The following is a 12,990-nucleotide window of genomic DNA, read 5'->3' on the forward strand; positions in this document are numbered from 1 at the left end:
ACGTCCACGTCGCCCAGTCAGATAAAGCATTTCGGCAATCCATGCCAATAACTCCCCGTCCAGCGTAAAAACGATTGTCACTAGCCGCCGCATCCAGGAAGGATTAAACTAGCGGGTATATTTTTGCTGGTTATAACAGGGTGCCAGAATAGGTTCGCCACAATGCGAACACCAGAGCAACCTTAGACCAAATAACCATTTCCTTCAACAACTTACTAGTAAACGAGAAGTTGGCTTTCGTGAATATAAACGTCGCAGATTTGTTAAACGGGAATTACATCCTGTTATTATTCGTTGTACTTGCATTAGGACTATGCCTGGGAAAACTGCGTCTCGGCTCAGTACAACTTGGTAATTCCATTGGCGTTTTAGTCGTTTCTCTATTATTAGGCCAGCAGCATTTCGCGATTAACACCGATGCCCTTAATCTCGGCTTTATGCTGTTTATTTTTTGCGTTGGCGTAGAAGCCGGCCCCAACTTTTTTTCGATTTTTTTCCGCGACGGCAAAAACTACCTGATGCTGGCGCTGGTGATGGTCGGCAGCGCAATGCTGATCGCCCTGGTGCTGGGTAAAGTCTTCGGCTGGGATATCGGGCTCACCGCCGGTATGCTGGCGGGGGCCATGACCTCCACCCCAGTGCTGGTCGGCGCGGGAGACACCCTGCGCCATTTCGGCCTGCCCAGCGATCAGCTGGCGCAGTCGCTTGACCATCTGAGCCTCGGCTATGCCCTGACCTACCTGGTTGGCCTGGTGAGCTTGATCGTCGGCGCTCGCTATATGCCCAAGCTGCAGCACCAGGATCTGCAGACCAGCGCCCAGCAAATCGCCCGTGAGCGCGGTCTCGATACCGATTCAAAACGTAAAGTCTACCTACCGGTGATCCGTGCCTATCGCGTCGGCCCGGAGCTGGTGGCCTGGGCGGACGGTAAAAATCTGCGCGAACTGGGTATTTATCGCCAGACCGGCTGCTATATCGAACGCATCCGCCGCAACGGCATTCTGGCCAACCCGGACGGCGATGCGGTGCTGCAGATGGGCGACGATATCGCGCTGGTAGGCTATCCGGACGCCCACGCCCGCCTCGACCCCAGCTTCCGTAACGGCAAAGAGGTGTTCGACCGCGATCTGCTCGACATGCGCATCGTCACCGAAGAGATTGTGGTCAAAAACCACAACGCCGTCGGCCGCCGCCTGGCGCAGCTGAAGCTCACCGACCACGGCTGCTTCTTAAACCGGGTTATTCGCAGCCAGATTGAAATGCCTATCGACGACAACGTGGTACTGAACAAAGGCGACGTACTGCAGGTCAGCGGCGACGCCCGCCGTGTGAAAACCGTGGCCGACCGCATCGGCTTTATCTCCATTCACAGCCAGGTGACCGATCTGTTGGCCTTCTGTGCCTTCTTTATCGTCGGCCTGATGATCGGCATGATCACCTTCCAGTTCAGCTCCTTCAGCTTCGGCATCGGCAACGCCGCCGGACTGCTGTTCGCCGGCATCATGCTTGGCTTCCTGCGCGCCAACCACCCAACCTTCGGCTATATCCCGCAGGGGGCGCTGAACATGGTGAAAGAATTTGGTCTGATGGTATTTATGGCCGGGGTCGGACTCAGCGCCGGCGCCGGGATCAATAACGGTCTGGGCGCTGTCGGCGGCCAGATGTTGGCGGCAGGGCTTATCGTCAGCCTGGTGCCGGTAGTGATCTGCTTCCTGTTCGGCGCCTACGTGCTGCGCATGAACCGGGCGATGCTGTTCGGCGCCATGATGGGGGCCCGCACCTGCGCCCCGGCGATGGAGATCATCAGCGATACCGCGCGCAGCAACATTCCCGCGCTCGGCTACGCGGGCACCTACGCCATCGCCAACGTCTTGCTCACCCTCGCCGGGACGCTCATCGTGATCATCTGGCCAGGGCTACAATAAATTTTTTGCGAAAAAAACCGTCACAGGCAGAACTTTTTCTCAGGGCATCAGTCATAAGTAATGCCACTGCTTTTCTTTGATGTCCCCATTTTGTGGAGCCCATCAACCCCGCCACTTCGGTTCAAGGTTGATGGGTTTTTTGTTGCCTGCGTTTCACCCGCATGCACATCTCGCACCGCTTCAGCGCCTCTCTTCCTGCGCCCTCTCCCCTGCCAACTGCCCGACCATCATGCGGATTGCCGCCTTAGACAACGGTGCGCGGTCGGTGACAAAGTGCAAGGTCATCCCTTCAATAAAGGCGTCGAGACCGCGGGCGGTATCGGGGGCAAACCATTGTTCCAGCGTCTGCTGGCTGCGCCGCATCCAGTTTTGCATCACCGCCTTCAGCGCCGGCTGACTGCTGCAAAAAGCATACAGCTGGTACATCAGCTTCATATTACGCGCCGTGGTCACCTGGGCGCTGAAAATCAGCTCAGCAATGGCATCGCAGGCTTGCTCCTGATTCGTTACCCCAACGAAGCCTTGCTGGTAGTGCGCCGACATCTCGGCAGTAAACAGGCTGAACGCCTCCTCAATTAACGCCTCAATGCCGCTAAAATAGTAGGTCAATGACCCCAGCGGCACATTCGCGCAGGTGGCGATTTTACGGTGCGTTACCGCATGGACGCCGTGCGCCGCGATGGTGTCCAGCGTCGCCTGCAGGATGCGCTCGCGGCGCTGCGGATCGTTCGGTCTACGGGCCATGATTTTCCTCTTCCGGTTTATGTACAAATGTACACATGCTTGCTACTGTTGTCTTCACTCTTCTCGTTTAAGGCGTTTACGGATGACGACGCAATCCTCGCGCAGAGCGCTGCAGCTTCGGCTGTGGGCGCTGTTTATGTTCTTTTTCATCCCCGGCTTGCTAATGGCCTCCTGGGCCACCCGCACGCCGGCGATCCGCGATCTGCTGGCACTCTCCACCGCAGAGATGGGCGTAGTGCTGTTTGGCCTGTCGGTGGGGTCGATGAGCGGTATCCTCTGCTCGGCATGGCTGGTGAAACGCTTTGGTACCCGCAAGGTTATCCGCACCACCATGTCCTTCGCCGTACTCGGCATGCTGGTGCTCAGCCTGGCGCTGTGGATCTCTTCCGCCCCGCTGTTCGCCTTCGGTCTGGCCATCTTTGGCGCCAGCTTTGGCTCGGCAGAAGTCGCGATTAACGTTGAAGGCGCGGCCATCGAGCGGGAGATGAATAAAACGGTGCTGCCGATGATGCATGGATTTTACAGCTTCGGCACCCTGTTCGGCGCCGGGGTGGGCATGGCAGTGACTGGATTCGGTCTGCCTGCCGCCCCGCATATCCTGGCGGCCGCGCTGGTGGCTGTCCTGCCCATCGCCATCGCCATCCGCGCCATTCCCGATGGCACCGGCAAAAATGCCGCCGAAGCCGCCCACGGTGAAGCGAAGGGTCTGCCGGTATGGCGCGACGCGCAGCTGCTGCTGATCGGGGTCATCGTCCTGGCGATGGCCTTTGCCGAAGGCTCGGCCAACGACTGGCTGCCGCTGCTGATGGTGGACGGCCACGGCTTTAGCCCCACCTCCGGCTCGCTGATCTATGCCGGCTTCACCCTCGGCATGACGCTGGGCCGCTTTACCGGCGGCTGGTTTATCGATCGCTACAGCCGGGTGACGGTGGTCCGCGCCAGCGCGGTGATGGGTGCCCTGGGTATTGGCCTGATCATCTTCGTCGATAACCCCTGGGTGGCAGGCATCTCGGTACTGCTGTGGGGCATTGGCGCCTCGCTCGGCTTCCCGCTGACCATCTCCGCCGCCAGCGATACCGGGCCGGACGCGCCCAAGCGCGTCAGCGTGGTGGCGATCACCGGCTATCTCGCTTTCCTCGTCGGGCCGCCGCTGCTGGGCTTCCTCGGCGAACATTTCGGCCTGCGCAGCGCCATGATGGTGGTGCTGGGTCTGGTGATGGTGGCGGCGCTGGTCGCCCGCGCGGTGGCTAAGCCACAGTCTGAACCCGTTATGGAGAACAGCTAATGAGCATCAAACTGATTGCGGTGGATATGGACGGCACCTTTTTAAGCGATGCCAAAACTTACAACCGGCCGCGCTTCCTCGCCCAGTACCAGCGAATGCGTGAGCAAAACATTCGCTTCGTGGTCGCCAGCGGCAACCAGTATTATCAGCTGATCTCCTTTTTCCCGGAGATTGCCCATCAGATCGCCTTTGTGGCGGAAAACGGCGGCTGGGTGGTGAGCGGCAATGAAGACGTGTTCAACTGCCAGCTGCCGGTTCACCATTTCAATGCCGTGGTCGACCATCTGCAGACCCTGCCAAATATCGAAATCATCGCCTGCGGGAAGCGCAGCGCCTACACTCTCAACCGCTATAACGACGCGCTGAAGACGGTGGCGGCGAAGTATTATCACCGCCTTGAACTGGTGGATGATTTTAACCATCTCGATGACACCATCCTCAAATTTGGCCTCAACGTGCCGGACAGCCTGATCCCGGACATTCAGCCGAAGCTGCACGCGGCGCTGGGGGACATGGTCACCGCGGTGGCCACCGGCTACGGCAGCATCGACTTAATTATCCCGGGCGTGCACAAAGCCAATGGGCTGCGCATTTTGCAGCAGCGCTGGGGCATTGAGGATCACGAGGTGGTGGCGTTCGGCGACAGCGGCAACGATATCGAAATGCTGCAGCACGCCGGGTTTGGCTTTGCCATGGCCAACGCCCGGGAAGACGTCAAAGCCGTCGCCCGCTATCAGGCGCCGCACAACAACGAAGAAGGCGTGCTGCAGATTATTGATAAGGTGTTAGATCGCGAAGCGCCGTTCGCCTGACAAGACCCGGATGCGAGCGCATCCGGGTTGAAAACAACTACCCCTGCTGCGAATTGCCGATGCTTTTATCTTTCAGGAAGTAGATCATCAGCCCCAGCCACAGCACCCCGCCCAGCAGGTTAAACAGGCTGAACAGCCCGTTGCCGCCCAGCGCGTAAGCATGTTTGCTCAGCTCGATGCCGACGGTGAAGATTAGCATCTGCAGCATCCCCATCGCCGCCGAAACCGTGCCTTTGCTCATCTCGCTGGCGAACAGCGTTAAGCGCACCAGGCCGGCGTTCGCCAGGCCAATCCCGAAGGCGTAGAAGCTCAGGCCGGCGGTCATCCACAGATACGCATGGGAAGAGACCACGGTCGCCGCTGCGGAGAGGATCAGACCAAACATGATCGGCCAGCCGCCCATGATAATCAGCGAGCGCACGGTCCGGCGCGAAGTCAGACGCGCCAGCACCAGGTTACCGGCAATCAGCGCACCGAAAATCGGCACCTGCAGCATGCCGTACTCATAGCTGGTGGCCTGTTCACCGCTGATAATAATCACCGGCGACTGGGCAATCCACGCCAGCAGCGGCAGGCTGACAAAGCCGGTGGCCAGCGCGCCGGCGACGAAGCGCAGGTTTTTTAGCACCAGCCGATAGTCGCGGCCCAGCTCTTTGACCGACAGCTTTTCGCCGAGTCGCGTCGCGGTTTCCGGCATCGCCCGCTGCAGGCCGAAGAACGAAATGGCCGCCAGCACGGCGAACAGGACAAACATCATCTCCCACGGCAGGATATGCACCCAGGCGGCGCCCACCAGCGGCCCCAGCAGCGGGGCAATCAGCGCCACGTTAGCCATCAGGGCGGTAATTTTGATACACACCGCCTCCTCGAAGGACTCCTGGATCGCCGCATAGCCCACCGCGCCGATAAAGCACAGGCTGATCCCCTGCAGAAAGCGCAGCAGGGTAAACTGCTCGATGGTCTGCGCCAGCAGCGTCGCCAGGCAGGTAACGATAAACCAGACCACGCCGGTCAACATCACCGGACGGCGGCCAATACGATCCGATAGCGGCCCCAGCAGCCACTGTAAAAACATACCGCCAGCCAGATAGGCGGTCATCGAGGTAGGTACCCACTCGTTGCCCACCTGAAATTCCTGCACCACGGCTAACATGCCCGGCTGAATCATATCGTTGCCGATATAAGTGGAAAACTCGTACAGCACCAGACATAGCGGGAACAACAGCGCCTGCCTTCCGAGGCGGCGGCCTGAAAGCGAATAATTTTGCATGAAATCTCTTATCTATCAAAAATCGCGCAAAGTGTAATGAAACTCCCGGCGCGGAGATAGTGAATTGTGGGTGACACCGCACAATATTGCGCATCCTGCGCCGCGTGCTGGCCCTCCCCGGCTATTCAGCTTGTGTATATATTCCGTTTATGTTTCAGCAATGTGACAAACGATATACTGACGTTTTTCAGGTTGTTAGCACTGAAACCACTATGCAAAATTTCTTAACAACCTGATTTTTAAGACAATGCTGCTTTATCTCTGCGCTGCTTTTTTTTAGAGTAAGCGGCTTATTTGCTCTCGGACCAACAAGCCTGGAAGTCTATGCTGGAAAATATTAATTACGCGCTGTTCGCCCTGCTCAACGCGACACCGGCCTCGCCGCAGTGGGCCATTGAGGTAGCCCTTTTCATCGCCAAAGATCTGATCCTGATCGTGCCCCTGCTGGTGGTGACATTATGGCTGTGGGGACCCGCCCAGCGGCAGATGATATTTAAGCTGATGCTGGCGCTGATGCTCAGCCTGACCGTGTCGTGGGCGATCGGCCACCTTTACCCGCACGATCGGCCTTTTGTCGCCGGCGTAGGCTATAACTTCCTGCATCACGCCGCAGACGACTCCTTCCCCAGCGACCACGGCACCGTCAGCTTTACCTTTGCCCTGGCCTTCCTGTTCTGGCACCGTCTGTGGTCCGGCGCGCTGTTGATGACTATCGCCGCGGCCATCGCCTGGTCCCGCGTCTATCTCGGCGTCCACTGGCCGCTGGATATGGTCGGCGGCCTGCTGGCCGGCATGTGCGGCTGTCTTGGCGCGGCGCTGATCTGGCATACGTTCGGTCCGGCGCTGTACCGTCAGCTGCAGCGGCTGTACCGCCTCTGCTTCTCCCTGCCGATCCGCAAAGGCTGGGTACGCGGCTAAACGCCAGCCGCCGCTGCGGCCACCGCGTGACTAACCCGCAAGCGACAGGTAAAATCCCGCTAACGCCCTGCCCCCGCAGGGCGATTTTAGCGCAGAGGGAATATGGAAACTCGCCGTGACGAACGTATCAGTCAGCTCATTCAGGCACTCAAACGCAGTGATAAGCTGCATCTGAAAGAAGCCGCTTCCCTGCTTGGGGTGTCGGAAATGACCATTCGTCGCGACCTCAACGGCCACAGCGGCCCGGTTGTGCTGCTCGGCGGCTATATTGTGCTGGAACCGCGTAGCGCTACCCATTACCTGCTCAGCGATCAAAAAACCCGGCTGGTTGAGGAAAAACGCCGCGCTGCCCGCCATGCCGCGGCACTGCTGGAGGCCCATCAGATGGCCTTCTTTGACTGCGGCACCACCACGCCGTGGATCATTGACGCCATTGACGATGCCCTGCCCTTCACCGGCGTCTGCTACTCCCTGAACACCTTTCTGGCCCTGCAGGAAAAACCGCAGTGCCGGGCGGTCCTGTGCGGCGGGGAATTTCATGCCAGCAACGCGATTTTTATGCCGTTGAGTCTTGAGGATACCCTCAGCCATCTGAGCCCCGACATCGCCTTTTACTCGGCGGCAGGCATTGACTGCGAGCAGGGGGCAACCTGCTATAACCTGGAAGAGCTGCCGGTCAAGCACTGGGCGATGCGTCACGCCCGCTACCACGTGCTGGTGGTCGACCACAGCAAGTTTGGCAAAGTGCGTCCGGCGCGGATGGGGGCGTTAGCGAAATTTGACGTGATTGCCAGCGACATCTGTCCGGATGACGAGCTGGTGGCGCTGGCGAAGGCGCAACAGATCTCTCTGCTGTATTGAAGACTGCCCGCGCCCCACAAGGCGCGGGCATGGCATCAGGAGAACCAGCTGCCGAACCAGCCGTGCAGTTTCATCAGCACGAAGTCGATCATCCGGCTGAAGAAGCCGCCCTCTTTCACCGGCTCCATGACGATCAGCGGCCGCTGCTCGATGGTTTTATCATTCAGCTTAAAGTCGATAGTCCCGACCACCTGCCCCTTCTCCAGCGGCGCGGTGAGCTGCGGCTGATTTAAGGTGTAGCTGGCTTTCAGGTTCTTCAGCTGGCCCTTCGGCAGGGTGATAGAGCCCGCCTCACCGGCCCCCAGTTTCGCTTCGCTGCTGTCGCCAAACCACACGCGCTGGGTGACGAAGGTGGCATCTGGTTTAATCGGCGTCACGGTTTCATAGAAGCGGAAGCCCCAGGTCAGCAGTTTTTCCGACTCGTTAAAGCGAATGCGGTCGGTTTTGGTTCCCAGCACCACCGCTATCAGACGCATATCGCCCTGAGTGGCCGAGGAGACGAGGTTATAGCCGGCCCCGGCGGTGGTCCCGGTTTTCACGCCGTCGGCGTTGAGATTGGTGCTCCACAGCAGACGGTTGCGGTTCGGCTGACGAATTTTATTAAAGGTGAACTCTTTTTCTTTATGTACCGCGTACTCTTCCGGTACGTCGTGGATCATCGCTTTGGTCAACAGCGCCATATCGCGCGCGGTACTGAACTGCCCCGGCGCATCAAGGCCGTGGACGGTCATAAAGGTGGTATTGGTCAGCCCCATTTTTTTGGCATAGCCGTTCATCAGACTGACGAAAGCATCCTGGCTGCCCGCCACGTAGTCAGCAATCGCAATGCTGGCGTCGTTCCCGGACTGAATGATGACCCCTTTATTCAGATCTTCCACCGAAACCTGCATGCCGGGTTTGAGGAACATCACCGATGACCCGCGCAGGGCCGGGTTGCCGGTCGCCCAGGCATCACGTCCGACGGTCACCATGTCGGTCAGTTTGATTTTTCCCGCTTTTATCGCCTGCCCCACCACGTAGCTGGTCATGATCTTCGTCAGACTGGCCGGGTCGAGTTTTTCATCGGCATTGCCTTCGCTCAGCACCTTCCCGCTGGCATAGTCCATCAGGATCCAGGCGCGAGCGTCAATCGAAGGGGCGTCGGGGAGTTGTTCTGCAGCCTGCACCGCAGGTGCGACAAGAAGTAATAGTGCGCAACCTGCCGCGAGGCCGCGAAGGGAAAAAGCGTCATGCATCATAAGAGCCACCCAAGTATCCTTTCCAAACAAAATATGCCGCACCACTCTGACCGCGCCGCAGCAACCGGTGAGTAAAGCGTACAAATGACCTTAAAGAAACAGCGAGTTGGTAAAGTTTTTAAAGTTTACGCAATAACCTGCCGCTGTGCTTTAATCAGAACAATTTTTTTGATCGCGATTGCCTAAATATTATCTTTATTATGGCATGCCAAAAAATAGTTTATCAAATTCAACGTTCTGCAATACTTTCAACGTTATAGCTTTGTTGATGTTTGGACAAATGCGGACAAATGCGGACATTTGAATGCCCCAAATCATGCCCCAAACCCCATTCTGCCCCAAAATTAGCCCCATTTTTAGCATTCAAACCGGGACATGATCCTGCATCAGATCGATGATGGTATGCGTTATCACGCCGCCAACTTCAACGTCGTCAAGCGCATCTCCCTCGACCGCTTCTCCGTCAGCAGTAATCAGCGCCGACCCCATCACTTTCGCAAACTCCATACGGCCGTCATACCGTATTAGCACTGTATCGCCCTGCTGCAGCCGTCGGGCAACGTCAATGACCACATATCCGTCGCTTGTTTCGATTGCAAGCGTATTGGCGCTTAGGTTACACAGACTGGTAATGCTGATTCTGCGTTCGATATAGTCAACTGCTGGCGAAGGAAAGCCCATATCACAGCCCTCCGTTTGGATTGAAAAGCTGGAAAGTGCGGTTATCGCCTTCCTCAGTAGACACGTCCCGGAATGTCGTGACGTAATTCTCCACCCACTGGTTAGCCTGCTTTGCAGACCATATCCAGTTCGACGCTTCCAGTTCCCTGATAAACCGCCTTGTCGTGACTGCGCGCCGCCCGTTTGGCTCAATAACAATTGACCGGAACCAGGCGGCCTCTATGTCTGCTGTATGTGGCATGATCTGAACCTCTCAATGATGTCGCGGTAGGGATACCCGTTACCGGATACCCCCCGCACAGATCCCGGCGTGCGCGATTTACGCACCGGGCTCCTGCCTCGGGTGTCTGGCGGTGAACCGCTCCACAGGCCTGGACGCAGGTATTTGCCACCAACGGCACTATTTCGCCATCAGACGAAACCCTGAAGTGCGATAAGCGCGAGATGTCAGAAAATCAGATTCTGGCCTTTTATTTTATCGGCGTACTGAAAGTCGCGGTCTGGCGCTGGATTAAACGCGTGGATGAGGAAGGTGAGCTCGCCCGTGACCATATCGGCCCTATCGCCCAGGAGGTTATCAAGATTTATGAGCATTATTGCGGCGAAGGTTCGTGGCGTCAATGTGGCGTCTTCGGTTACGACGAATGGGCAGAACAGCCGGAGGAGTGGCAGGATATCCCGGCCCGCGAGGAAATCACCGAAACCGATGGAGACGGAAAAACCCGCGTTATCCAGGAGGCGGCGGCCGCAACCCGCATTCTCACTCGGGAATATCGCGCTGCCGGTAGTGAGTATAAGCTTCGCAAGGACGAACTCCTGTGGGCGGTAACTCAAGCGACGCGCATCGTCAATGACAGGGCGTTGAAGGCCGCTGGTATTAATCTCCCTCAAGCGCCCGATGAAATATCACATTATATTAAAGGTTAGGAAAACCCGTCATGTTATATCTAGCGGTTTTTTTAAGTTGATCTAATAAACGGCCACTCCGGGTCAATGTCGATACTGTAGTCAGTTGGTGCAATATCGACATTGATTGTCCGCGGGTCGCCATAGGTAAATGCATATAGCCCGTTATCACCCTCGACGTAATATCCTGCGACAAACGGAGTGTTTCCGTTTTCAACGTCGTAGCCAATAGATTCAAAAATTCTCATAAATTGGTCACCTTCGCTTTATCGACATACAGAGAGCCGGCAGACATGCCGCTGAGCGTGATTTTTATCACCATAAACTCTGCCCACTCAGGTGTATACGACCTCAGCAATTGCTGGTCTACGCGCACCCAGTCTGCCAGGGTTGCAGCATCAAGAGTGCGCGTTGGGCCGACCTGCTCATCCCTGCCGGTAATGGGCGTTCCGTACTGATTTTGATACTGGGTCGTAGCGTAATAGAACTCTACAAAAATTTGCCCCGCCAACGCAGCCCCTTTCAGGTACAGCGCATACTGACTGAGCGATCCTGGTGCAGCCTTAACCCTGAGTTTAATTTCCGACAGTGAGCCAACACCGAAACTTTTCGCCACCTTCATGGATTTTGTGCCAGAAAGTGAGGTATCAGTGGAAACTGTCAAATTGAGGTTATAGCCCGCAGTACGGCTTTTTATTTCGGCCATATCCTGGGTGATATACCAGTCCATAATCGTCGGACGCGTATACAGCGGGTCAGATAACGTATTCTGCCTGTCAGATTTTAACATAGGTACCAGCGTATTCCCGCCACCACCAATAGTCGTAATGCCGCGGGTGATAAATGGACCAGACCCGTCGTTAATTTCATAGTTTCCGGCGGGGAGAACCAGATTCATCAGGTTGACGTCCGTCAGTTTAACCCCGTTAGTGTTGGCCCCACACCTGAAAATAGTCGGCGCTGACGCTGGCAAAGGGGCTGAAAACCCGAGAATCTCCCCGCCACTGACAACAATTTCAGCCCGCTCAGATGAGGCTGTTTCAAACGGTATCCCGGTCAGTTTATTTGACGCGTTGTTAACCTCAATGTGGCACTCTGAAAACTCAATTCGTCCGCCATTGGTGACAGCGATTCGCCCCATATAATCGAGACTGCAATTAACGAACCGAATGGCACCATTAGGGTTATCATTCCTGACCCCGACACCTGACGAGGTGCTAAGCAGGCTGTCGGTGTACCCAATACCCTCGCCATAGTTTGAATATCCCGACGGCATCCAGACGTGATTCACACAGCGATTAATAGCGCGGCCGATGTGCTTGATGATGTATGCGTTTTGACCGTAGGTATCACCTATCCCAAACTCCTGCGCGGTAATACCCAGCGTCATAAACCCGGCCCCCTGACCCTCTGGGCTATGGAATACGTTGAACGCAACATTGCTGTTACGTCCGGGGCCGATAGCGGTAAATCCAGCCTGTTTAACGGTAAACAAATTAGCGAGATTATTAATATCTGATTTTTTGCTGTTAAAAATGCGCATGAAATAGTTGCCCTGAGCGTCAGGGATGCCCTGCGCATCAATCACGACATTCCCGCCTTCACCAACAATTGACGCATAGGTAATATCAATATCCGTTTTCGCGTCATTCCATGATGCGAAATTTCGCGCAAGCCTGATTTCAGCCGGCCGCTGCAGGTCATTATTAATATGTTCTATAGCCTGCAATAATTCATAACGAGAATAGACCCTAATATACGCATCGCGCAGGTAGTCTCCCACCGTAGAGGAGCGGCCCAGCACGCTGCGAAATGCCAACAAATCTGCTCCCATCCCCTCTTCGCCTGAACCCAGGTTTTGGCGAAGCGTATCGCCATCCATCAGCACGAAATGAGTGACGTCGTTTGCGAAGCTGGCCGCTGTAGTGCCGGTAGTTGTAAAACCGACATCAGTAGCAGCATTGAGACGGTAATACTGGTTATCATACCGGATATACTGGTTACGGGCGCCAAACTGGAACGGTCCGTCTTCATAGTCGCCGAGAAATACGTAACCGGAGCTATCAAGAAAAGCCTGGAATCGGTTTTCCTTATCGACCTGGGATACATCAAAAGTGGCTTCCTGCTCGACTATCTGGGTGGAAAAACGGGACTCAAAGTCACTCAGTTTTACAGTAAACGCAGACTCCAGTCCGAACCATGACATACGGCTACGACCGAGCCGATCACTCCAGAAAGAGGATGTAATATCATTCAGGGCAAGGTCCAGATTCTGAGCGTTATCAAAAACGTTGCGCATGTCTGCCGACGGGACCGGATCCCGCGTTAAATAAAATGGCATAGGGGTATT

The 12,990-nt window shown here is 56.2% G+C and carries 13 protein-coding genes; 6 read left to right on the plus strand and 7 right to left on the minus strand.

Going from position 1 to position 12,990, the window contains the following annotated elements; translation table 11 throughout:
- Positions 1-239: 239 nt before the first annotated feature.
- Positions 240-1,925: an aspartate:alanine antiporter gene (locus tag B8P98_RS18885; RefSeq protein WP_025713829.1), complete on the plus strand. Its 1,686-nt coding sequence runs from the start codon at positions 240-242 to the stop codon at positions 1,923-1,925.
- A gap of 180 nt (positions 1,926-2,105) precedes the next feature.
- On the opposite strand, the gene B8P98_RS18890 is transcribed toward B8P98_RS18885, so the two are convergent.
- Entirely contained in the window at positions 2,106-2,669 is a 564-nt protein-coding gene (locus B8P98_RS18890; protein WP_087804995.1) for a TetR/AcrR family transcriptional regulator, read from the minus strand.
- 82 nt (positions 2,670-2,751) lie between these two features.
- Between B8P98_RS18890 and B8P98_RS18895 the strand changes: the two genes are divergently transcribed.
- A complete protein-coding gene (locus B8P98_RS18895; protein ID WP_087804997.1) occupies positions 2,752-3,954 on the plus strand; it encodes an MFS transporter in 1,203 nt (400 codons plus the stop codon).
- Positions 3,954-4,766, plus strand: a complete 813-nt coding sequence (locus B8P98_RS18900; RefSeq protein ID WP_087804999.1) for a Cof-type HAD-IIB family hydrolase — start codon at positions 3,954-3,956, stop codon at positions 4,764-4,766. The genes B8P98_RS18895 and B8P98_RS18900 overlap by 1 nt, the downstream gene beginning before the upstream one ends.
- Positions 4,767-4,803: 37 nt before the next feature.
- Here the strand turns inward: B8P98_RS18900 and kdeA are convergent, their stop codons facing one another.
- Positions 4,804-6,036 carry a multidrug efflux MFS transporter KdeA gene (gene kdeA, locus B8P98_RS18905; RefSeq protein ID WP_087805001.1) on the minus strand — a complete coding sequence of 411 codons (1,233 nt, stop codon included), beginning with the start codon at positions 6,034-6,036 and terminating at the stop codon, positions 4,804-4,806.
- A gap of 324 nt (positions 6,037-6,360) precedes the next feature.
- Between kdeA and ybjG the strand changes: the two genes are divergently transcribed.
- A complete protein-coding gene (gene ybjG, locus B8P98_RS18915) occupies positions 6,361-6,954 on the plus strand; it encodes an undecaprenyl-diphosphate phosphatase (RefSeq protein WP_025713826.1) in 594 nt (197 codons plus the stop codon).
- A gap of 102 nt (positions 6,955-7,056) precedes the next feature.
- Positions 7,057-7,815 carry a DNA-binding transcriptional repressor DeoR gene (gene deoR / locus B8P98_RS18920; protein WP_004151717.1) on the plus strand — a complete coding sequence of 253 codons (759 nt, stop codon included), beginning with the start codon at positions 7,057-7,059 and terminating at the stop codon, positions 7,813-7,815.
- A 35-nt stretch (positions 7,816-7,850) separates the two neighbouring features.
- Here deoR and dacC read toward each other — a convergent pair whose 3' ends face one another.
- The 3 genes from dacC to B8P98_RS31705 all read right to left on the minus strand — a co-directional run bounded on the left by dacC (position 7,851) and on the right by B8P98_RS31705 (position 9,975).
- Entirely contained in the window at positions 7,851-9,053 is a 1,203-nt protein-coding gene (gene dacC / locus B8P98_RS18925; RefSeq protein ID WP_042929693.1) for a serine-type D-Ala-D-Ala carboxypeptidase, read from the minus strand.
- A gap of 363 nt (positions 9,054-9,416) precedes the next feature.
- The gene (locus B8P98_RS31930) at positions 9,417-9,560 is read right to left on the minus strand and encodes a hypothetical protein (RefSeq protein WP_323807388.1); all 144 of its coding nucleotides are present in this window, start codon (positions 9,558-9,560) and stop codon (positions 9,417-9,419) included.
- A 175-nt stretch (positions 9,561-9,735) separates the two neighbouring features.
- A complete protein-coding gene (locus tag B8P98_RS31705; RefSeq protein WP_228706663.1) occupies positions 9,736-9,975 on the minus strand; it encodes a DNA polymerase V in 240 nt (79 codons plus the stop codon).
- A gap of 203 nt (positions 9,976-10,178) precedes the next feature.
- On the opposite strand from B8P98_RS31705, the gene B8P98_RS18940 reads away from it, so the two are divergent.
- Positions 10,179-10,661: a tail fiber domain-containing protein gene (locus B8P98_RS18940; RefSeq protein ID WP_095033296.1), complete on the plus strand. Its 483-nt coding sequence runs from the start codon at positions 10,179-10,181 to the stop codon at positions 10,659-10,661.
- Positions 10,662-10,693: 32 nt separating this feature from the next.
- Here B8P98_RS18940 and B8P98_RS18945 read toward each other — a convergent pair whose 3' ends face one another.
- Both B8P98_RS18945 and B8P98_RS31440 read right to left on the minus strand, forming a co-directional pair.
- Positions 10,694-10,888: a hypothetical protein gene (locus B8P98_RS18945; protein ID WP_095033297.1), complete on the minus strand. Its 195-nt coding sequence runs from the start codon at positions 10,886-10,888 to the stop codon at positions 10,694-10,696.
- Positions 10,885-12,981 (minus strand): hypothetical protein, encoded by a 2,097-nt coding sequence (locus B8P98_RS31440; protein WP_174705287.1) that lies wholly within the window; start codon positions 12,979-12,981, stop codon positions 10,885-10,887. Before B8P98_RS31440 ends, B8P98_RS18945 begins: the two co-directional genes overlap by 4 nt.
- Positions 12,982-12,990 lie beyond the last annotated feature (9 nt).

Source organism: Klebsiella quasivariicola, assembly GCF_002269255.1.
GTDB lineage: Bacteria > Pseudomonadota > Gammaproteobacteria > Enterobacterales > Enterobacteriaceae > Klebsiella > Klebsiella quasivariicola.